Consider the following 21,398-nt stretch of genomic DNA (forward strand, 5'->3'; position numbering starts at 1 on the left):
GGGGCGCCCGGTCTGGGACGACGACAGCCTTGCACAGAAGGCATCCGTCAGTTATTTTCATCTTACAAGAAAAGGCGCCCCGCCTTTTCCCCTGGAAGGACAAAGATGACCATCCACCTGCGTGCCGCGGACACCTCCGTCGTCGTCGACCTGCTTCCCGACCGCTTCCCCGTCGTCAGGCACTGGGGGCCCGACCTCGGGGAGGTCGACGGGCAGGACCTGGCCGACGTCGGTCGCGCGGCCACGACCTCCCTGGGCACGAACACCCACTGGATCACCAACGACCTGCCCCTGCTTCCCCTGGCCAACCTCGGGTGGCTCGCCCGCCCCTCCGTCCAGCTCTCCCGCGCGGACGGCACGGCCTTCTCCCCGCATCCCGGTCGCGTCGAGCACGTCACCGAGGTCGCCCAGGGCCCCGGGGGCACGACCCAGGTCCTGCGCTCCACGGGCGCCGACGCCGAGAACCGTCTGACCCTGGGCACCGAGCTGCGCCTCGAGCCCTCAGGCCTCGTGCGGCTGCGCGCCTGGGTGCGTGACGACCGCCCCCAGGCCGACCCGACGAGCAGCCCCGGCAGTGCTGGTCCCGCTGGTCCCGCCGATCTCGTCGTCGGCGAGATCACCCCCGTCCTGCCCGTGCCCGAGGCCGCGGAGGAGCTGCTCGACATGAGCGGGCACCACTGCCTGGAGCGCCAGCTCCACCGCACCCCCTTCACCCCCGGCACCCGCCTGCGCGAGTCCTGGGAGGGCAGGCCCGGCCACGACGCCGCCACCTGGCTGGCCGCAGGGACCCGCGGATTCGGGTGGCGCGGCGGCGTCGTCCACGCCGTCCACCCCGCCTGGTCGGGCAACACCCGGAGCCTGGCGCTCAACACCGCCTCGGGCCGCAAGCTCCTGGGGGCCGGCGAGCTGCTCCTGCCCGGTGAGGTCCTCCTCGCCCCCGGCCAGACCTACACCTCGCCGTGGGCGGTCTTCTCCTGGGGCGAGGGCCTGGACGCCCTGGCCCACCGCAGCCACGCGTGGCTGCGCTCCCTTCCCTCCCACCCCGACCGCCCCCGGCCGGTGCTGCTCAACACGTGGGAGGCCGTCTACTTCGACCACGACCTCGAGACCCTCAAGGAGCTGGCCGACGCCGCCGCCGAGGTGGGCATCGAGCGCTTCGTGCTCGACGACGGCTGGTTCGGCTCCCGCCGGGACGACACCTCCGGCCTGGGCGACTGGCAGGTCTCACCCGACGCGTGGCCGCAGGGACTGGGACCGATCATCGACTACGTCCACGCCCTGGGGATGGAGTTCGGCCTGTGGTTCGAGCCCGAGATGATCAACCTCGACTCCGAGCTCGCTCGCGCCCACCCCGACTGGGTCCTGTCCGACGCGGCGGGGGGCGCCCCCGAGCACCGCAACCAGAGGGTCCTCGACCTGACCGCCCCCGGTGCCTGGGACTACCTGTACGACGCCATCTCCTCCCTCGTGGAGGCCCACGACATCGCCTACCTCAAGTGGGACCACAACTCCCCGCTCCTGGCCACCGGCCACGTGACCGAGGACCCCGTGGCCGGGCGCAGCGGTGCCGGCGCGGTCCACGACCAGACCCTGGCCCTCTACAGGCTCCTGGACGCCCTGCACGAGCGCTTCCCCTCCCTGGAGATCGAGTCCTGCGCCGGAGGCGGGGGACGAGTCGACCTGGGGATCCTCGAGCGCACCCAGCGCGTGTGGGCCTCGGACTGCATCGACGCCCACGACCGGCAGAACATCCAGCGCGGCACCACCCTGCTCCTGCCTCCCGAGCTCGTCGGCACGCACGTGGGCGCGGGCCGGGCGCACACGACCTTGCGCGAGCTCGACCTCGACTTCCGTACGGGCACGGCCCTGTGGGGCCACATGGGCGTCGAGTGGGACCTGAGGGAGGCGGACGCGGCGGCCCGCGGCCGGCTCTCCTCCGCCATCGCCCTGTACAAGGAGCTGCGGCCCCTCATCCACACGGGCCTGACCGTCCACGCCGACCTGCCCGAGGACGAGGCGCTGCGCATCGAGGGGGTCGTGGCTCCCGACGGCACCGACGCCCTGTTCCAGATCGCCTGCCTCGGCCAGCTCTCAGCCTGGCCCACGGCGCCCCGGCCGCTGCCCGGCCTCGACCCGGACCGCCGCTACCACGTGCGCCTGGCCGCGCCGGCCTACCCCGAGCTGCGGCTGCGCACGCCGTGGATGGACGAGGCCGGGGTCGTCCTGCCCGGCTCCTACCTCAGCTCAACCGGCCTGGCGCTGCCCGTCCTGCACCCGGACCACCTCGTCCTCGTGCGGGCCACCGCCCTGCCCTGAGGCGTGTCGGCCCGGTGCGCTCCCGGCGCACCGGGCCCAGTCGCCCCACGCGCGGGCGCCGACCCGCTTCCCTCTCACCGACCAACGACCCAGCAACCCTCCCGCAATCACCGTCGATTTGGAGACCCGATGTCAACATCCGCTCCGGCCGTACGACCCAGTCGTCGTCGGCCCCGCACAGATGCCCGGCTCGGCCTGGCATTCATCCTCCCCGCCGCGATAGGCCTCGTCGCCTTCTACATCTGGCCGCTTCTCCGGGGCATCTGGCTGTCCTTCACCGAGTACAACCTGCTGACCCCCGAGACCTTCACGGGCCTGTCCAACTACGAGCGCATGGTGGGCGACTCCATCTTCTGGAACGCCGTCGTCGTGACCCTCGAGTACGTCGTCATCAACATCGGTGTCCAGACGATCATGGCCCTGGCGATCGCGGTGCTCATGCAGCGGCTCACCCAGTCGACCCTCGTGCGCTCGATCGTGCTCACCCCCTACCTCGTGTCCAACGTCGTCGTGGCCATGCTGTGGCTGTGGATCCTGGACAACACCCTGGGGATCTCCAACGAGATCATCCAGGCCCTCACCGGCGAGAGCGTCAACTTCTTCAGCTCCTCCCTGGCCATCCCGACCATCGCCTTCATCAACGTGTGGCGGCACATGGGATACACGGCGCTGCTCATCTTCGCCGGTCTCCAGTCCATCCCCGGCACCGTCTACGAGGCGGGCAAGATCGACGGCGCCAGCGAGTGGACGATGTTCTGGCGGATCACGATGCCCCTGCTGCGCCCGATCCTCGCCCTCGTGCTCATCATGACGATGATCGGCTCGTTCCAGGTCTTCGACACCGTCTCGGTGACCACCGCAGGAGGCCCGGTCAACGCCACCCGCGTCCTGCAGTACTACATCTACGACATGGCGTTCAGCCGGTTCCAGTTCGGCTACGCCTCGGCGATGGCCGTCGGGCTCCTGCTCGTGCTCGCCGCCATCACGATTCTCCAGTACCGCATGACGCGGGCCGGGCAGACGGACCTGGACTGAGGAAGGACCCCACCGCATGAGCACCGCAATCGCATCTGAGTCCTCCCGCGCCTCCCAGGACCCCCGGCCCGCCCGCCGTCCCAGGATCGGGCGCGTCCTGGCGTGGGCCTTCATGGCCCTGGTCATCATCATCACCGTCCTGCCCTTCTACTGGGTGCTGCGCACGGCGCTGTCGTCCAACACCGGCCTCGCCTCTGACCCCACGAGCCTGCTGCCGGTGGAGACCAACCTGCGCGGCTTCGCCCGGGTCTTCGGCATGCAGTCCACCGAGGAGGCGATGGCCGACGGCGGATCCGGAGCGGCCATCAACTTCTGGCTCTACCTGCGCAACTCCGTCGTCGTGGCCACGCTGGTCACCGCCGGTCAGGTCTTCTTCTCGGCCATGGCCGCCTACTCCTTCTCCCGCCTGCGCTGGAAGGGACGGGACGCGGTCTTCTCGGTCTTCCTGGGCGCGCTCATGGTCCCGTCCATCTTCACGCTCCTGCCCAACTTCGTCCTGGTCAAGGAGCTCGGCCTCATCGACACCCTCCTGGGGGTGGCGCTGCCGACCATGTTCATGACCCCCTTCGCGGTGTTCTTCCTCAAGCAGTTCTTCATGAACATCCCCCGTGAGCTCGAGGAGGCCGCCCTGCTCGACGGCGCCTCGAAGGTGCGCGTCTTCTTCCAGCTCATCCTGCCCATGGCCAAGGCGCCGATCACGACGCTGGCGATCATCACCTACATCACCGCCTGGAACGACTACTTCTGGCCCCTGCTCGTGTCCTACACCGACTCCTCGCGGGTGCTCACCGTGGCCGTGGCCGTCTTCAAGTCCCAGGCCCCGACCTCCGGCACCGACTGGTCCGGGCTCATGGCGGCCACCCTCGTTGCCGCGCTCCCGATGCTGCTGCTCTTCATGGCCTTCGCCCGCCGCATCGTCAACTCCATCGGATTCACCGGGATCAAGTGAGGACCAGACATGCTCAACAACCTCATGCTCACTCGTCGCGGCGCCCTGGCCGCCCTGACCGCCTCCGCGGCCGCCCTCGCCGTGTCGGCCTGCGGCCCCTCCGACGAGGCCGAGGCCGGCTCAACGGTGGAGTACTGGATGTGGGACGCCGGGCAGCAGCCCGCCTACGAGAAGTGCGCCGAGCTGTTCAAGGAGCGCACCGGCATCACCGTCAACATCACCCAGATCGGCTGGGACGACTACTGGACCAAGCTGACCGCGGGCTTCATCGCGGGCACCGGTCCGGACGCCTTCACCGACCACATCCAGAAGTTCGCCCAGTTCGTCGACCTCGACGTCCTCGTCCCCCTCGACGAGCAGGCCGCCTGGGCCGACGTCGACGAGTCCGCCTTCCAAGAGGGACTGCTCGACCTGTGGAAGGGTGAGGACGGCCACCAGTACGGATGCCCCAAGGACTGGGACACCGAGGCGATCTTCTACAACAAGGACATGGTCGCCGAGGCGGGCCTGACCGATGAGGACATGGCCTCCCTGGAGTGGAACCCCAAGGACGGGGGGACCTTCGAGAAGGTGCTCGCCCGCCTGACCGTCGACCGCAACGGCGTGAGGGGGGACGAGGAGGGCTTCGACCCCGAGCACGTCGCGGTCTACGGCATCGGCATCCAGGACGCCGGCGGGATGGACGGCCAGACCCAGTGGAGCCCCTTCACCGGCTCGGCGGGGGACTGGTACTACACCGACGAGCCGACCTGGGGCACCCGCTACCGCTACGACGACCCCGTCTTCCAGGAGACCCTCGACTGGTACTTCGGGCTGGTCGACAAGGGGTACATGAACCCCAACGGGGCCTTCTCCGACGCCACGAGCACGGACATCCAGCTCGGCTCGGGCTCGGTGGCCATGGCGATCCACGGCTCGTGGATGTTCAACACCTTCGCCGGCCTGGACATCAACGTCGGGGTCGCCCCCACGCCCGTGGGCCCCAACGGGACGAGCCAGTCCTTGTTCAACGGCCTGGGAGACTCGGTGGTCAAGCAGTCGGCCAACGTCGAGAACGCCTCGAAGTGGGTGGCCTTCCTGGGCACCCAGGAGGCCCAGGACGTCGTCGCCTCCTACGGCGTCGTCTTCCCGGCCATCACCGCCTCGACGACCAAGGCCGTCTCAGTCTTCGAGGAGACCGGCCTGAGCACGGAGCCCTTCACGGCCCACGTCGAGGCCGGGACGACCTTCTTCTTCCCGCTGACCTACTTCGGCGCCGACGTGCGGGCGATCATGACGCCCGCCACGGAGGACGTGTGGGCCAACCGGGTGCCGGCCTCGACGCTCACGGCCTACAACGACCAGGTCAACCTCCTGTTCGAGACCTCCTCGCACGACGGCTAGCCCTCCGCGGCCAGCCCTCCGCCCCGTCCCCGCGAGATCGGGACATATGACACCCTGAGATCGCCGCATCTGGCACGCCGTCGGCACGGCGGACCAGATGCGGCGATCTCAGGGCTGTTTCTCCCGATCTCGGGGTGTCATTTCTCCCGATCTCGGGGTGTCATATGTCCCGATCTCGGCGTCAGGCGGGGGCGACCTCGGCGTCGAAGCTCTCGGCGTACTCCTCGGCGCTGAGCAGCTCGCCCTCCGCCGTGACCTCGACGGCGAAGAGCCAGCCCGCGCCGTAGGGGTCGGCGTTGACGGTCCCGGGCTCGTCCTCCAGCGCCTCGTTGACCGCGACGACGGTGCCGGTGACCGGGGAGAAGATGTCCGAGACCGACTTGGTCGACTCCAGCTCCCCGCAGGGGGCGCCTGCCTCGACGGTCGAGCCGACCTCGGGGAGCTCGACGAAGACGACCTCCCCGAGCGCGTCGGCCGCCACGGCCGTGATGCCGACGCGCGCCGGCGTCGAGGAGTCGAGCCACTCGTGCTCGGCCGAGTAGCGCAGGTCGGGACGGACGGGCTGACGTGCCATGGTGGGCTCCTTCAGTGGTATCTCAGGTGGGGCGGTTCTCAACGGGGTCGCCTGTAGAAGGGCGAGGCGACCACCGTCATCGGGTAGTCCCGGCCCCGCACGTCGACGACGAGCTCGGTGCCCTCGGGCCAGGCAGGAGCCTGGTCGCCGTGGGAGGGGCCGAGCAGAGCCAGGGCGATCGGGTGCCCCAGCGTCGGGGACAGCAGGCCGGAGGTGACCGTGCCGACCTGCCGGCCCTCGGCGTCGCGCACCGGGCACCCGGCCCGAGCCGCCCGGCGGCCCTGGCCGGCCAGGGCCACGAGCTGCTGAGTGCCGGGCTCGCCGTCGCGCTCGGCCCGGCGCTCCAGGGCGTCGCGGCCCACGAAGCCGGGCTTGTCGAGGGCGACGACGCCGCCCAGGGAGGCGTCGAAGGGCGTGATCGCCTCGGTCAGCTCCTGGCCGTACAGGGGCATGCCGGCCTCGAGACGCAGCGAGTCGCGCGCGGCCAGGCCGCAGGGGGTCAAGGGCGCCAGCGTCTCCTGCCCCGCCCCGGTCCCCTGGGCGGGGCAGGGAGTCGGGGCGAGGCCCGCGGCGTGGGAGGTGATCATCGTCCACAGGTCGACGGCGTCCTCGGCCCCGCAGAACAGCTCGAAGCCGTCCTCACCGGTGTAGCCGGTGCGAGCCAGGAGCACCGCGTGCCCGGCGGCGGTGGCCCGCACCGCGGCGTAGTAGCGCAGACGAGCCAGGATCCCAGGACCGCACAGCACGTCCGGCGCGCCGCAGTCCTCGGTCGGAGCAGGGTCAGCAGGGCCAGCAGGGTCAGCAGGGTTCTTGACCGGCCGCAGGGCGGCAGGGATCCCGGCACCGGACTCCACGACCCCACGCAGGATCTCCTCGGCGCGCGGGCCCTGGACGGCGATGAGCGCCATCGACAGCGACAGGTCCTCCACGGTGCACTCATAGCCCGCGCAGCGCTCAGTCAGGGCGGAGGCGACGCGCTCGCGGTTGCCCGCGTTGGGGACGACGAGGTACTCGTCGTCCCCCACGTGGTAGACGATGAGGTCGTCGATGATCCCGCCGTCCTGGCCGACGATCATCGTGTAGCGGGCCCGGCCCGTGGTGACCGCCGAGATCCGGCCCACGAGGGCGTGGTCGAGGGCGGCTGCGGCCCCGGGGCCGGTCACCTTGACCTCGCCCATGTGGGACAGGTCGAACAGCCCGGCGCTGCGGCGTACCGCATGGTGCTCGGCGAGGTCGGAGGTGTAGCGCAGGGGCATCTCCCAGCCGCCGAAGTCGGTGAAGACCGCCCCCAGACCGGCGTGCACCGAGTGCAGGGCGGTCGTGTGCAGCAGCGGGGCTGAGACTGGTCGGCGGCTCATCGGGCGTCCTTCCTGGCGTCGACGGACACGTCGGCGCCGGTGGTCCTGTTGGTGGTCTCGTCGGTGATCTCGTAGGCCGAGGGGGCCGGGCAGGTGCACATGAGGTTGCGGTCCCCCCAGGCGTTGTCGATGCGCGTGACCGGCGGGAAGTACTTGTCCCGCTCCATGCCCGCCAACGGGAAGGCGGCCTGCGAGCGCGAGTACGGGCGGTCCCAGGTGTCGGCGGCGACCTGCGCCAGGGTGTGGGGGGCGCGGCGCAGCACCGAGTCCTCCACGGCGACCGAGCCCGAGGCGACCTCGTCGATCTCGGCGCGGATCGAGCGCATCGCGGCGATGAAGCGGTCAAGCTCGGCCAGGGGCTCGGACTCGGTGGGCTCGGCCATGAGGGTGCCTGCCACCGGGAAGGACAGGGTCGGGGCGTGGAGGCCGTAGTCGATGAGGCGCTTGGCCACGTCCTCGGCGGTCACGCCGGTGGCCTGGGTGACGGGCCGCAGGTCGAGGATGCACTCGTGCGCCACGAAGCCGGCCGCGTCGGTGTAGAGGGTCGGGTAGGAGTCGGCCAGGGCGCGCGAGACGTAGTTGGCGTTGGCGATGGCGGTCAGGGACACCTCCCTGAGGTCGACGTCGTCGAGCAGCGCCAGGTAGGTCCAGGCCAGGGGCATGACCCCGGCGGAGCCGAAGCGCGTCCCCATGACCGCGGGCCCCTCGAAGCCCTCGTCGGGGTCGCCGTCCTCCGGTGCGGCCGACCCCGAGGGGCCGGAGGGCAGGTAGGCCGCCAGGTGGGCCTTGGCCACGACGGGACCCACCCCCGGGCCACCGCCCCCGTGGGGGATGGCGAAGGTCTTGTGCAGGTTGAGGTGGGAGACGTCCCCGCCCAGGTCGCCGGGGCGCAGCAGACCGGTCAGCGCGTTGTGGTTGGCCCCGTCGATGTAGACCTGCCCGCCGGCCTCGTGGACGAGGTCGGCCACCTGGGTGACCTGGGGCTCGAAGACGCCGTGGGTCGAGGGGTAGGTGAGCATGATGGCCGCCACCCGCTCACCGTGCTCGGAGAGCTTGGCGCGCAGGTCGTCCACGTCGATCGACCCGTCGGCCGCCGTGGCCACCACCGCCACCGACAGTCCGGCGCCCGCCGCCGAGGCGGCGTTCGTCCCGTGGGCGGAGGCGGGCACGAGGCACAGGTCCCGGTGCCCCTGACCCCGGGCGCGCAGGTACCCACGGATCGCCAGGAGCCCGGCGAGCTCGCCCTGCGCCCCGGAGGCGGGCTGGAGGCTGCACCGGTCGTAGCCGGTCAGGCGCGTCAGCCGGTCGGCCAGCTGGGAGAACATGCGCCTCCAGCCGCGGGTCTGGGGGGCGGGGGCGTAGGGGTGGACCCCGGCCAGGCCTGGATCGAGCCAGACGGCGGACTCCACCGCGGCGTTGAGCTTGAGGGTGCACGACCCCAGGGGGATCATCGTGCGGTCCAGCGCCAGGTCCCGGTCGGACAGCCGACGCAGGAAGCGCACCATCGCGGCCTCGGACCGGTGGAGGTGGAAGCTCGGGTGGGTGAGGAAGGGGCTCGTGCGCTCCTGGGCATCGGGCAGGGCGAAGGCCTGCGCCGCCTCGGCCCGGCCCAGGACCGCGCCCGGTGCCAGGGCGTCGAGGACCGCCGCGGCGTCGGCCTCGGTGGTCGTCTCGTTGGTCGACAGCCCGACGTGGTCCTCGTCGAGCAGACGCAGGTTGTAGCCTGCCCGCTCCGCCCGGGCCACCGCCGCCGCGGCGCCACCGGGCAGGGTCACGCTCAGGGTGTCGAAGAAGGCGTCGTGCTCGAGCCCGATCCCCGCCCCGCGCAGGCCGGCGGCGATGCGCGCGGCCGTGGCGTGGACACCGTGGGCGATGGACCTCAGCCCTTCGGGGCCGTGGTGGACCGCGTAGAAGGCGGACACGACAGCCAGGAGCGCCTGGGCGGTGCAGATGTTGGAGGTGGCCCTCTCCCGGCGGATGTGCTGCTCGCGGGTCTGGAGCGCCAGGCGCAGGGCCTCGGTGCCCTCGGCGTCGTGGGAGACCCCGACCAGGCGGCCGGGGACCTGACGCTGGAGCGCCTCGGTGACCGCCATGAAGCCGGCGTGCGGGCCACCGAAGAACAGCGGCACCCCCAGGCGCTGGGCCGAGCCGACGGCGATGTCGGCGCCCACCGCCCCGGGCTCGGTGAGCACGGTCAGGGCCAAGGGGTCGGCGTCGACGGCCACGAGCCCGCCGCGGGCGTGCACGGCGGCCACGAGGGGTGCCAGGTCCTGCACCGCGCCCCGGGTGGTCGTGTGGGCCAGGACCGCGCCCAGCAGCGGCTCGCCGTCGAGGAGGCCGGGCTCCGCCACCTCCTGGGCGGGCAGGACCACCGTGCGGATCCCCAGAGGCTCGCAGCGTGCCACAGCGACCTCGAGGCACTGGGGGTGCAGGCCCGAGTCGAGCACGACGGCCCGGTCCCGGCCGCGGCGGGCGGCCCGGGCCATGAGCGTGACCGCCTCGGCCACGGCGGTCGCCTCGTCGAGCAGGGAGGCGCAGGCCACCGGCAGGCCGGTCAGGTCGGACACGAGGGTCTGGAAGAGCAGCTGGGCCTCGAGACGCCCCTGGCTGATCTCGGCCTGGTAGGGGGTGTACGAGGTCGTCCAGGCAGGGTTGGACAGCACGTCGCGCACGATGACCGCCGGGGTGTGGCAGGGGTGGTAGCCCTGACCGATCATCTCGGTGTGGGGGTCGTTGAGCGCGGCGAGCTCGCGCAGGGCGGCGACGGCCTGAGGCTCGGACAGGCCGCCGTCCTCGGCGGAGGGGGGCGTGCGTTCCACGGTCCCCAGCACGGGAAGACCGTCGGGCACGACCCGGGAAGCCAGGTCCTCGAGGCTGGAGACACCGATCTGCTCCAGGACGGTGGCCAGGTCCTGGGAGCGGACGCCGATGTGACGGGTGGAGAAGGCAGGGTGCGTCGGGACACCCGGGGTGGCGCTACGTCGAGCCATGACAACCTCCGGTCGGACACGGGTCAGGCCCACATCATAGGGGCTGGTCGGCAGGGCGGCGCGAGGGCCGCGGCAGGCCGTTCAGGGGGCGTCGGAGGCCATGGCGATGCCGGTGACGGTGGTCATCTCCTCGCTCGTGCGGGTCGTCAGGCGGCGGGCAGCGCGATCGGCAAGCCACGACAGGCCCATGTTGATGACGACGAACAGCGCGGCGACGACGACGAGGGAGGGGATGAGGTTCGCCTTGGCGCTGCCCAGCAGGCTGCCGGCCGCCAGGAGCTCGGAGTAGGTGATGATGTAGCCCAGGGCGGTGTCCTTGAGGGCGACGATGAGCTGGCTGACGAGGGCCGGGGTCATGGCGGCCAGAGCCTGGGGCAGCTCGATGAGCAGCCTCGAGCGCGAGCGTGTCAGGCCGATGGCCAGGGCGGCCTCGCGCTGGCCGGAGGGCAGGGAGTGGATGCCTGAGCGCACGAGCTCGGCCACGACCGAGCCGTTGTACAGGGTCAGTGCGATGACGACCCCCCAGAAGGCCGCCGAGGTCGGGGCGATGAGCGAGGACTGGGAGCCCAGGAAGTAGAAGAACAGCATGAGCACGAGCACGGGCACCGCGCGGAAGAACTCCACGACGAGGGTCGACACCCAGCGCACGGCGCGCAGGTCGCTCAGACGCCCCAGGCCGAAGACGATCCCGAAGGCGAAGGCCGCCACGACCGCGAGCGCCGAGGCCCGCACGGTCGCCCACAGGCCGGGCAGGAGGTAGTCCACCCAGGCCGAGGCGGTGAGGAAGGGCCTCCAGCGCACGGCGTCGAGCTGGCCCTTGGCGGCCAGGCCGATGAGGACCCAGGCGATGAGCGCCCCGATGATGAGCACGCCGATGACGTTGCCCACGCGCTCGCGACGCAGGGCCCGCGGACCGGGCAGGTCGTACAGGACGGAGTGGTCGTTCATCGTGCCACCGCCAGCTTCCGGGACAGGGAGGTCGTGACCAGGCCGATCGGCAGGACGATGAGGGTCCAGCCGACGGCGAAGAGCAGGAAGATCGACACGACGTGCTGCGGGGAGAACTCGAACATGTCGGACATGATCGAGGCGGCCTGGGCCACGCCCGCGGCAGATGCGACCGTCGTGTTCTTGGCCAGGGCGATGAGGGTGTTGCCCAGAGGGGCCACCGATCCGCGCAGGGTCTGGGGCAGGACGACCAGACGCATCGTCGACACGAAGCCCAGGCCGATGGCCCGGGCGGCCTCGGCCTGACCGGGAGGGACGGTGTTGAGCCCCGAGCGCAGGGCCTCGCACACGAAGGTGGCGGTGTAGACCGACAGCCCCAGCACCGTGAGCCAGAAGGAGTTCCTGGCCAGCCACTGGTCGCCCCCGCGCCCGGAGAGCACGATCCCGAGCTGACCGTACAGACCCAGGGAGCAGGCCAGGATGATGAGCGTCAAGGGGATGTTCATGACGACGTTGACGAAGGCGGCGGCCGCTGCGCGCAAGGAGGCCATCGGGCACACGCGCATGACCATGAGGACGGTGCCGATGAGGGCTGACCCGATGGCTGCCAGGACGGTCAGCTCGAGGTTGACCACGAAGGCGCCCAGGACGTCGTACTGGGCCAGAAGATCACCCATGGGTCCTCCTGTCAGGTTCGGGGCGCCGGTGCGGGGCTGGCGCGGTCGGTCGTGGTGGGCGGGCGGGGCGCCGGGCTGGAGCTCGCACGGTGACTCGCACGGTTACTCGCACAGTCCCGGGTCCACGGTGGGAGGGTTGAGCTCGGGGTTCGGCGTGAAGGAGGCGCCGACGTTCTCGGCCAGGAGCCGCTCCCACGTGCCGTCCTCGATGAGCCTGGTGATGGCGGCGCTGATGTCCTGGCACCGCGGTGAGTCCTTGGGAAGGCCGACCCCGTACTGTTCCTCGGTGAAGGTCTGGCCTACCAGGCGCATCGTCCCGGAGTACAGGGGCTGGGCGGCGAAGCCGGCCAGGATGATGTCGTCGGTGGTCACGGCGTCGACGGTGCCCGCGGCCAGGAACTCCACGCACTGGGCGTAGGTGCGCACGGGGAAGAGCTGGACCGTCTCGGAGTAGTCCTCGCGGATCGTCTGGGCCGAGGTCGAGCCCTCGACCGAGCACAGGATGCGCCCGTCGAGGTCGTCGGGGCCGGTGATGTCGGAGTCCTCGGCCACGAGGAGGTCCTGACCGGCGACGAAGTAGGGGCCGGCGAAGGTGATCTTCTGCCTGCGCGCCTCGGTGATCGAGTAGGTCGCCAGGATCATGTCGACCTGGCCGTTGGCGAGCATGGTCTCGCGCTGGGCGGAGACCGTCTGGACCCAGATGATCTCGTCCTCGCTGTAGCCCAGCTCGGCGGCCAGCGCCCGACCCATGTCGGCGTCGAAGCCGGTGTAGCGGTTGCCGTCCTTGAGCCCCATGCCCGGCTGGTCGAACTTGATGCCGATCCGGATCGTGTGGTCGCCGGAGTCCTGGGCCGAGGAGCAGGCCGCCAGGGCCCCGCTCAGCGCCAGGAGGGCTGCCAGGACGCAGGCGAGGACGGGCCGCCGGCGCCTCGGGCCCGAGCGGCCTCGGGGCCCCGACGCGCCGGGGCCCCCGGGTGGGAGCACGTGCATGACAGGCCTCCTGCCGTGGACGAGGGGTGACGAGACGGGTGGTCGGTGGGGATCAGTGGGAGGTCAGTGGGAGATGAGCTTGGACAGGAAGTCCTTGGCGCGCTCGGTGCGCGGCTGGGAGAAGAACTCCTCGGGGGGAGCCTGCTCGACGACCGCCCCGTCGGCCATGAACACCACCCGGTCGGCGGCCTTGCGGGCGAAGCCCATCTCGTGGGTGACGATGATCATCGTCATCCCCTCGGCGGCGAGCTCGGTCATGACGTCGAGGACCTCGTTGACCATCTCGGGGTCCAGGGCGCTGGTCGGCTCGTCGAAGAGCATGACCTTGGGCCGCATGGCCAGGGCCCGGGCGATGGCCACGCGCTGCTGCTGGCCGCCGGAGAGCTGAGCGGGGTACTTCGCGGCCTGGTCGGCCACGCCGACCCTCGACAGGAGCCCCCGGGCCAGGGTCTGGGCCTCGTCCTTGGCCATGCCCCTGACCTTGATCGGGCCGAGGGTGACGTTGTCGAGGATCGTCTTGTTGGCGAAGAGGTTGAAGGACTGGAAGACCATGCCCACGTCCGCGCGCAGCCGGGCCAGCTCCTTGCCCTCCTCGGGCAGCTCCCGGCCGTCGATGACGATGCGCCCGCTGCCGATCGACTCCAGGCGGTTGATGGCGCGGCACAGCGTCGACTTGCCCGATCCCGAGGGTCCCAGGACGACGACGACCTCTCCTCGGCTGACCGTGAGGTTGACGTCCTTGAGGACGTGGAGGTCGCCGAAGTGCTTGTTGACCCCGATGAGCTCGACGAGCACGGCGTCGGGGTCCTTGCCCGCACTGCCGCGGGGAGCGGTCCGGGCTCCTGCGGATGCGGTCTCAGGGCCGGGGGAAGGAGACGTCATGCGTGCGATGACAACATCGCCGCGTTTCCGTGATGGATCCGATATGTGTCAATCACGTCACAATCTGGTCGGGCGGAGGCAGTGCCGGTGCCGGTGGGGCCCGGGTCCGGACGGCCCGTGAGAAGCGATCCCTTAGACTGCCCGGCGATGACCGCCACCTCGACCACCTCGACGCCGACCACGACGTCGACCGCCGCCCAGCCCGCCTCATCCTCTGGTGAGGGCCGGGTGCCGCGCACCTACCACGTGCGCACCCTGGGCTGCCAGATGAACGTCCACGACTCCGAGCGCATGGCCGGCCTCCTGGAGTCCGCCGGCTACCGGCGCGCCCAGGACGTGCCCGAGGCCGTGGCCCGGGCCACCCCGGCCGGCGACGGCGGCGCCGACGTCGTCATCGTCAACACCTGCTCGGTGCGCGAGAACGCGGCCACCCGTCTGTTCGGCAACCTCGGTCAGCTCGCAGCCGTCAAGCGCGAGCGGCCCGGCATGCAGATCGCCGTGGCGGGCTGCCTGGCCCAGCAGATGGGGCAGGGGATCGTCGAGCGCGCCCCGTGGGTCGACGTCGTCTTCGGCACCCACAACCTCGACGTGCTGCCGGCCCTGCTCGAGCGGGCCCGCCACAACGAGGCGGCCGCCGTCGAGATCGAGGAGTCCCTCCAGGTCTTCCCCTCGACCCTGCCCACCCGCCGGGAGTCGGCCTACGCGGCCTGGGTGTCGATCGCCGTGGGCTGCAACAACACGTGCACCTTCTGCATCGTGCCGTCCCTGCGGGGACGGCAGCGCGACCGCCGTCCCGGGGAGGTCCTGGCCGAGATCGAGGCCGTCGCCGCCCAGGGCGCCATCGAGGTGACGCTCCTGGGACAGAACGTCAACTCCTACGGCGTGGGCTTCGGGGACCGGGGAGCCTTCGCCAGGCTGCTGCGGGCCGCGGGCGCCGTCGAGGGCATCGAGAGGGTTCGCTTCACCAGCCCCCACCCGGCGGCCTTCACCGACGACGTCATCGAGGCGATGGCCGCCACCCCGACGGTCATGGAGTCCCTGCACATGCCGCTGCAGTCCGGCTCGGACCGGATCCTGCGGGCCATGCGCCGGTCCTACCGCTCCGAGCGCTTCCTGGGGATCCTGGAGAGGGTCCGCGAGCGCATGCCCCGCGCGGCGATCACGACCGACATCATCGTCGGCTTCCCCGGGGAGACCGAGGAGGACTTCGCCGCGACCCTCGAGGTCGTCGAGCGGGCCCGCTTCGCCTCGGCCTTCACCTTCGAGTACTCCCCGCGACCCGGGACCCCGGCCGCCGACCTCGTCGACCAGGTCCCCCAGGAGGTGGTCAAGGAGCGCTACGCCAGGCTCGACGAGCTCGTGCGGCGCATCACCCACGAGGAGAACACCGCCCAGGAGGGCAGGGTCGTCGAGGTGCTCGTCGCCGAGGGCGAGGGGCGACGCGACGCCGCGACCGCCCGGGTCTCGGGGCGGGCCGCCGACAACCGCCTCGTCCACGTCGCCCTGCCCGCAGGCCTCGAGGCGCAGGACCGCGCCGGGGGAGCACCGCGCCCGGGCGACATGGTGACCGTGCGCGTCACCCACGGCGCCCCCCACCACCTCATCGCCGACTCCGCCCAGTGCGGCGAGCCGCTGAGCGCGCAGCAGGCGGCGGTCAACGCGGCCCTGGCACCGGGGGACCGGGTGTGGCTCGACGACGGCCCGGCCCTGTTCGAGGTGCGCCGGACCCGGGCCGGGGACGCCTGGGAGCGCCGTCAGGCCGAGGCCTGCGCGGCCCCCGAGCCCGACACCGCCCCCGTGGCCATCGGCATGCCCACGATCCGCCTCGGCGCCCCCGGGAGCCGGTAGCTCCCCCCTCCACCGCGAGATCGGGACATCTGGCACCTCGAGATCGGGAGAAGTGGCACCTCGAGATCGGGACATCTGGCACGTCACAGATCGCTGCCGGGGGGCGCCGTCATCGACGACCGTCCGCCTGCGAGACGCTGCGGTGCCGGCCGGCAGGCGCCGGTCCGGGCCGAGCGGACCCGCCGCCCGCCGTTCCGCTCACCGTGAGAGCGGCCCCCGGCGCATGGGGCTGGCGGCGTCCCTTCGTTAGGGTGGTGCCGTGCCCCCTCCGTCAGCCGCCAGCGCCTTCCGCGACGCCCCCGTCCCCGCGGCCCCGACGCCTGTGGACAACGAGCGGGTCGTGAGCTGCGTCGAGCGCCTCGACCTGCGTTTCTTCGTCGACGACGAGGGTCATGTCGGCATCCCCTGGCGGTACGTGACGGTCCGCGTCCTGTTCCCGGGAGCGGGTGTCCTCCAGCTGCGCGGCACCTGGTTCCGTATCGCTGACACCGAGCACCTGGGCGACCTGCGACGCCTTGTCGAGGAGTGGAACGCCACGAGGATCGGGCCCAAGGCGTACCTGACGGTCTCCGACGGCGGGGTCGTCCGGCTCCACGGAGAGATCGCCTACCCGCTCGAGGCGGGCATGACCGACGCCCAGCTCGAGGACTTCGTCCTGACCGGCTGCAGGCTCATCGTCGCCCTCGTCCGGGAGGCCGAGGTCCTCTTCCCCGACCCTCTGCGAGGAGGGCTTGAGCCGTGAGCGCCAGGCGCCGGGGGGACAGGATCTCCGACTTCATCGCCCGACTCGTGGCCAAGCGCTGGGACGAGCGGCTCCTTGGCCCGCCCTCCGGCAGGGCGGCCGGCATCCCCCGATCCGAGGACGAGACGCGGGCCCGGCGGCCGGGCCCCGACGGGCCGTTCGAGGCACCCCCCGTCGAGTCGGGCACCACCGCGAGCCCGGCTCCCGGCGGGCCCCGTCAGACCCCACCCCGCCCGGAGATGACCTCCCCCCTGACCCTGGACCGGGTCGAGACGGTCATCACCGGTGCCCTGGGCTACGAGGTGCAGCGCCATGTCGAGGACGGTCGTACGAGCCTCGTCGGGATGTGGGGCTCCTACCCCTTCATCTTCGAGATCCCCGAGGGCCACGACGGCTGGCTCCTCATCTCCGGGGGCTGGGAGGAGCCGGCCGGACCGGCCCTGCGCGACGAGCTGGCCGCGGCCGTCAACGACTGGAACCGCGACAAGCTCTTCCCCACGGTGACGATCAACGACGCTCCCGGCGGCCCGGCAGTGCGGGCCTCCTACCTCGTCGACCTCGAGGCGGGCGTGACCAGCGACCAGCTGCGCCTGCACGTGGACACGGCGCTGTTCTCCTGCACCCAGGCACTGAGCAGGATCCGCCCGCTCCTGCCCGAGCTGTGAGGGGGCGGTCATGAGCGGGGGACCGGTGCGCCTGGCCGTCGTGGGCCCCACGGCCACCGGCAAGTCGGAGCTCGCCCTCGACCTGGCCGACGCCCTGGGGGCCGCGGGCCCGTCCTGTGAGGTCGTCAACGCCGACGCCTCCCAGCTCTATCGTGGGATGGACATCGGCACGGCGAAGCTTCCGGTGGCTGAGCGGCGCGGGCACCCCCACCACCAGATCGACGTCCTCGAGGTCGTCGAGGAGGCCTCGGTCGCCGCCTACCAGCGGCGCGCCCGCCAGGACCTGGCCGACATCGAGGACCGTGGGAACCGGGGCCTCATCGTGGGAGGCTCGGGGCTGTACGTGCGCGCCGTCACCGACGCGCTCGACTTCCCGGGCACCGACCCACGGCTGCGGGAAGAGCTCGAGGAGCGCGCCCGGTCGGAGGGGACCGCGAGGCTTGTCGCGGAGCTCGAGGGGCTCGACCCTGCGGCCGCCGCGCGCATCGAGCCCGGTGACACGCGCCGGGTCGTCCGCGCCCTGGAGGTCATCCGCCTCACCGGGCGGCCCTTCTCCGCCTCCCTGCCCCGCTACGCCGACCTCGTGCCCACCGTCCACCTCGCCCTGCGCACCGACCGGCAGGCGCTCAACCACCGGATCGAGGTGCGTGCCGCCTCCATGTTCGCCTCCGGCCTCCTGGCCGAGGTCGAGGCTCTGGCCGCCCGTGGCCTGCGCGAGGGACCGACCGCCTCGCGCGCCATCGGCTACGTCCAGGCCCTGTCCGTCCTCGACGGCCTCATGACCACCGAGGAGGCGGTCGACTCCACGGCGGCGGCCACCCGCCGGCTGGCCTCCCGCCAGCTCAAGTGGTTCAGGCGTGACCCGCGCGTCCACTGGCTCGACGTCGAGGTCGACGCGAGCGGGCAGTGGCTGGCGGGGGAGCGCGAGCGGGTCGTGGGCGAGGCTGTCGGCCTCGTCGCGCGCTGGGACGAGGGCCGCGACGGGGTCGCTTAGGCTTGCGCCCATGACAGCAGCCTGGGGCCTGGCCGGACACGAGCTCATCAAGGGGCACGGCACGCAGAACGACTTCCTCGTGCTCATCGACCCCGACCGCGAGGTCGAGGTGAGCGCCGGCGACGTGGCCGCGGTGTGCGACCGGCGTGCCGGTGTGGGCGCCGACGGGTTCGTCCGCGTGGTGCGCACTGCCCGGCTGCCGGGTGCCGAGGCCTTCCTCGAGGCCGTCCCCGAGGCCGAGTGGTTCATGGACTACTACAACGCTGACGGCTCGGTGGCCGAGATGTGCGGCAACGCCTCGCGCCTGTTCGCCGCCGTCCTCGACGCCGAGGGACTGGTGGCGCTGTCCGACGGCGAATCGGTCACGATCGGGACGCGAGGCGGTGCGCGGACGGTCACCCGCAGCGGCGACCTGTGGACGGTGGACATGGGTCGGGCGCGCCTGGCCCCCGCCGACGGGGCCCTGGCCGACCCGCGAGAGGAGGGGTGGGACACGACCGTGACGGTCCCGGGGCTTGACGGGCCCCGGGCCGCGTTGAGCATCGCCATGCCCAACCCGCACGCCGTCGTGGCCCTGGCTGACGACGACGAGCTCGCCGCCGCGGGGCTGGCCGGCCTGACCGGGTCGGGAGCGCCGGTGCTCTACGACCCGCAGCCGCCGCAGGGCACGAACCTCGAGCTCGTCGTGCCGCTGGGCGACCGTCTCGACCCCGGCACCGGTGAGCGCGTCGGACTGGCCCGGATGCGTGTCCTGGAACGAGGTGTCGGTGAGACCCGATCCTGCGGCACCGGCTGCTGCGCCGCTGCGGTGGCCCTCCACACCTGGGAGGGCCAGGGCGCGCCCGAGGACTACCTCATCGAGGTGCCCGGGGGGCAGCTCGGGGTGCATGTGGGAGCCGACCCCCTCGGGCAGGACGCCGTCGTCCTGCTCACCGGCCCCGCGGTCATCGTCGGCAGGTTCACGCTCGCCTGACGGCTACCCCGGTACCGGCGCCGGGGCGATGGGCAGATCGACCCGCCCCGGCGCAGCGGCGGGCCTCCTATGCTCCCGGCATGGATGGCATGGACGGCATGAACGGCACGAACTCCTACGAGGACGTTGTGCGGGCCGCGGCCCGAGAGGTCTTCCCTGACGCGCAGATCCACGTCGACGGGATCACCCTTCGCCTGACCGAGGCCAACGGGAACCGCAGCGAGTTCCTGTGCTCGGACCCCGAGCGCAGCAGCCGGGGCCTTCTCTTCGAGGAGCGTGTGGCCATGACGGCCGACTACCTGAGACGGTTCCCCGCCGACCACACCCCTGAGCCCGAGACGCCCTGGGACCGGATCATGCCTCTGGTCCGCCCCTCCGCCCTGTTCCTCGATCCCAGGGTGGCGGGAAAGGCCATCCTGCGGCCCATGGCCGAGCACCTCGTCGAGGTCGTCGGCGTTGACCACCCCGACACCACGGAGGTCCTGATGCGCGAGACGGCCGGCTCGTGGGGCGCCTCGCCCGAGGCGCTGTTCCGCGCGGCGCGCGAGAACCTCAGCCGCTGCGGGTACCGCACCTCGATCGAGCCCATCGGCGCTACCGGTCAGGGAGCCGCCTTCGTCGTCAGCCCCTACGGCTACCACCCCTCCTGGTTGGTCCTTCCCGAGGTCTTCGCCCGGCCGATCGGTGCGGTGGCCAACCCCGTCTATGGCCTGTCCCGCCAGCTCGTCTTCCCGGTGACCCGTAACGAGATGTTCGTCCTGCCCGAGTCCGATGAGGAGGCGGTCGACGCGGCTCTGTGCTACGCCGAGGAGGTCTACCTCGACGACCCGCGGGCCATGCTCCCCTTCCCGCTGGTCGTCGAGGACGGCAGGCTGCGCGCCTGGAGGCAGCCCCGAACGCGCCTGGGGGCGATCGCCTGGCTGCTGCGTCGCCGCTACGTGCGCAGCCAGTACGCCGCACAGACCGAGCTGCTCACCCACGCTCTGAGGAACGACCCGAACCCGCCCGACCCGCCGCCGGTCATCCTGCCCGTGGCGGGGGAGGGGATGCAGCCGACCGCCGTCGAGGTCGAGGTGGGGGCGGGTGAGCTCATCCTGCCTGAGGTCGAGTACCTCGATCTGCGCTCGCCGCGGGGCAGGCTGGTGGTGCCCTGGGCGAGGGCCGCCGCGTTCCTGGGCCTCGAGCACCTCCCGGGGTGGTGGCCGGATCGCTGGGCCGTGGGGGCCTGGCCCTCCGACGAGGAGACCTGGGCGGGGCTGGCTGAGGCGCAGGTGGATCCCCACACGCTCGACCGAGAGGTCTGGTCCGTCGGGTAGTCGGTCGGGTATCAGGTCAGGTAGCCGGTCGGGCAGGGGCGTCCTGCCGCCGTCCTCGTCAACCCTCGCCCAACCTGACCGCAGGGCCTGGGGCTGGGGGTCAGGGACGGTGCCGCACGCGCAGGACCCGGAAGCCCGTGGACGAGGCGGCTTTCTCAACGGCCCAGCCCTGCCTCCCCAGCCAGCCGACCAGGGAGTCCGCCCCCAGGTTCCTGCCCACGACGAGCCACGCCTCACCGTCCGGGGCGAGCAGCGGCAGCCAGCCTCCGAGCAGGTCGTGGAGGGCCTCCTTGCCGACGCGCACCGGCGGGTTGGACCAGATGAGGTCCACCGGGGTGCCGGCCGAGACCAGCTCGTCGAGCAGGACGCCGGCCTCGACGGCACGCACGTTGGTGCACCCTGCCCCCGCGGCGTTGCGCGCTGTCAGGTCCAGGGCGCGCTCGTTGACGTCGGTGGCCAGCACGCTGGCCCCGGGGGAGGCGTCCGCCAGGGCCAGGGCGATCGGCCCCCAGCCGCAGCCCAGGTCGAGGAGGGTGCCCGTGGCGGGCGGGTCGGGGACGTGGTCGAGCAGCACCTGCGTGCCCTTGTCGAGGCGGTCGGCGCTGAAGACCCCTGCTGCCGTCGTCACCTCGTGCTCGACGCCGCGGATCATGAAGCGGTGCTCACGCTCCCGGGAGCCGACGCCGGGGGAGGCGCTGAAGTAGTGCTCGGTCACGACCGCAGGGTACCGGGCGCGGTCCCGGCTCGGACCGAGGACC

At 72.0% G+C, this 21,398-nt stretch carries 18 protein-coding genes; 10 read left to right on the plus strand and 8 right to left on the minus strand.

All coding sequences use genetic code 11. From position 1 onward, the window contains the following. Positions 1-105 precede the first annotated feature (105 nt). The 4 genes from EL245_RS00320 (at position 106) to EL245_RS00335 (ending at position 5,683) form a co-directional block, all read left to right on the plus strand. On the plus strand, positions 106-2,316 hold the full coding sequence (locus tag EL245_RS00320) for an alpha-galactosidase (protein ID WP_126381063.1): 2,211 nt from the start codon (positions 106-108) through the stop codon (positions 2,314-2,316). Between the two features lie 129 nt (positions 2,317-2,445). Further along, a complete protein-coding gene (locus EL245_RS00325; protein WP_126381065.1) occupies positions 2,446-3,351 on the plus strand; it encodes a carbohydrate ABC transporter permease in 906 nt (301 codons plus the stop codon). Between the two features lie 16 nt (positions 3,352-3,367). Beyond that, positions 3,368-4,300, plus strand: a complete 933-nt coding sequence (locus EL245_RS00330) for a carbohydrate ABC transporter permease (protein WP_126381067.1) — start codon at positions 3,368-3,370, stop codon at positions 4,298-4,300. A 9-nt stretch (positions 4,301-4,309) separates the two neighbouring features. Continuing rightward, the gene (locus EL245_RS00335) at positions 4,310-5,683 is read left to right on the plus strand and encodes an ABC transporter substrate-binding protein (protein WP_126381069.1); all 1,374 of its coding nucleotides are present in this window, start codon (positions 4,310-4,312) and stop codon (positions 5,681-5,683) included. A gap of 181 nt (positions 5,684-5,864) precedes the next feature. Here EL245_RS00335 and gcvH read toward each other — a convergent pair whose 3' ends face one another. The 7 genes from gcvH to EL245_RS00370 all read right to left on the minus strand — a co-directional run bounded on the left by gcvH (position 5,865) and on the right by EL245_RS00370 (position 14,102). Beyond that, the gene (gene gcvH, locus EL245_RS00340; protein WP_126381071.1) at positions 5,865-6,257 is read right to left on the minus strand and encodes a glycine cleavage system protein GcvH; all 393 of its coding nucleotides are present in this window, start codon (positions 6,255-6,257) and stop codon (positions 5,865-5,867) included. 38 nt (positions 6,258-6,295) lie between these two features. Further along, a complete protein-coding gene (locus EL245_RS00345; protein WP_126381072.1) occupies positions 6,296-7,615 on the minus strand; it encodes a glycine cleavage system aminomethyltransferase GcvT in 1,320 nt (439 codons plus the stop codon). After that, positions 7,612-10,605, minus strand: a complete 2,994-nt coding sequence (gcvP, locus tag EL245_RS00350) for an aminomethyl-transferring glycine dehydrogenase (protein ID WP_126381074.1) — start codon at positions 10,603-10,605, stop codon at positions 7,612-7,614. The genes EL245_RS00345 and gcvP overlap by 4 nt, the downstream gene beginning before the upstream one ends. Before the next feature lie 81 nt (positions 10,606-10,686). Beyond that, positions 10,687-11,553 carry an amino acid ABC transporter permease gene (locus tag EL245_RS00355; protein WP_126381076.1) on the minus strand — a complete coding sequence of 289 codons (867 nt, stop codon included), beginning with the start codon at positions 11,551-11,553 and terminating at the stop codon, positions 10,687-10,689. Then, positions 11,550-12,230 carry an ABC transporter permease subunit gene (locus EL245_RS00360; protein WP_126381078.1) on the minus strand — a complete coding sequence of 227 codons (681 nt, stop codon included), beginning with the start codon at positions 12,228-12,230 and terminating at the stop codon, positions 11,550-11,552. Before EL245_RS00360 ends, EL245_RS00355 begins: the two co-directional genes overlap by 4 nt. 102 nt (positions 12,231-12,332) lie before the next feature. Next, positions 12,333-13,220, minus strand: a complete 888-nt coding sequence (locus EL245_RS00365; protein WP_126381080.1) for a glutamate ABC transporter substrate-binding protein — start codon at positions 13,218-13,220, stop codon at positions 12,333-12,335. Between the two features lie 63 nt (positions 13,221-13,283). Further along, entirely contained in the window at positions 13,284-14,102 is an 819-nt protein-coding gene (locus EL245_RS00370) for an amino acid ABC transporter ATP-binding protein (RefSeq protein ID WP_126381082.1), read from the minus strand. A gap of 147 nt (positions 14,103-14,249) precedes the next feature. Between EL245_RS00370 and miaB the strand changes: the two genes are divergently transcribed. From miaB to EL245_RS00400, 6 genes are all read left to right on the plus strand, one after another. Continuing rightward, positions 14,250-15,950, plus strand: a complete 1,701-nt coding sequence (gene miaB / locus EL245_RS00375; protein ID WP_126381084.1) for a tRNA (N6-isopentenyl adenosine(37)-C2)-methylthiotransferase MiaB — start codon at positions 14,250-14,252, stop codon at positions 15,948-15,950. A gap of 259 nt (positions 15,951-16,209) precedes the next feature. Beyond that, positions 16,210-16,692 (plus strand): type III secretion system chaperone family protein, encoded by a 483-nt coding sequence (locus tag EL245_RS00380; protein ID WP_126381085.1) that lies wholly within the window; start codon positions 16,210-16,212, stop codon positions 16,690-16,692. Next, on the plus strand, positions 16,689-17,357 hold the full coding sequence (locus EL245_RS13455; protein ID WP_232009800.1) for a type III secretion system chaperone family protein: 669 nt from the start codon (positions 16,689-16,691) through the stop codon (positions 17,355-17,357). Before EL245_RS00380 ends, EL245_RS13455 begins: the two co-directional genes overlap by 4 nt. A gap of 10 nt (positions 17,358-17,367) precedes the next feature. After that, positions 17,368-18,351: a tRNA (adenosine(37)-N6)-dimethylallyltransferase MiaA gene (gene miaA, locus EL245_RS00390; RefSeq protein ID WP_126381087.1), complete on the plus strand. Its 984-nt coding sequence runs from the start codon at positions 17,368-17,370 to the stop codon at positions 18,349-18,351. Positions 18,352-18,361: 10 nt separating this feature from the next. Next, positions 18,362-19,324, plus strand: coding sequence for a diaminopimelate epimerase (gene dapF, locus EL245_RS00395; RefSeq protein ID WP_126381089.1), 963 nt, complete (start codon positions 18,362-18,364; stop codon positions 19,322-19,324). Positions 19,325-19,404: 80 nt separating this feature from the next. Next, on the plus strand, positions 19,405-20,640 hold the full coding sequence (locus EL245_RS00400) for a hypothetical protein (RefSeq protein ID WP_126381091.1): 1,236 nt from the start codon (positions 19,405-19,407) through the stop codon (positions 20,638-20,640). Between the two features lie 100 nt (positions 20,641-20,740). Here the strand turns inward: EL245_RS00400 and EL245_RS00405 are convergent, their stop codons facing one another. Further along, on the minus strand, positions 20,741-21,355 hold the full coding sequence (locus EL245_RS00405; RefSeq protein ID WP_126381093.1) for a class I SAM-dependent methyltransferase: 615 nt from the start codon (positions 21,353-21,355) through the stop codon (positions 20,741-20,743). Between the last annotated feature and the right edge of the window lie 43 nt (positions 21,356-21,398).

The sequence above is a fragment of the Actinomyces howellii genome, from assembly GCF_900637165.1.
GTDB lineage: Bacteria > Actinomycetota > Actinomycetes > Actinomycetales > Actinomycetaceae > Actinomyces > Actinomyces howellii.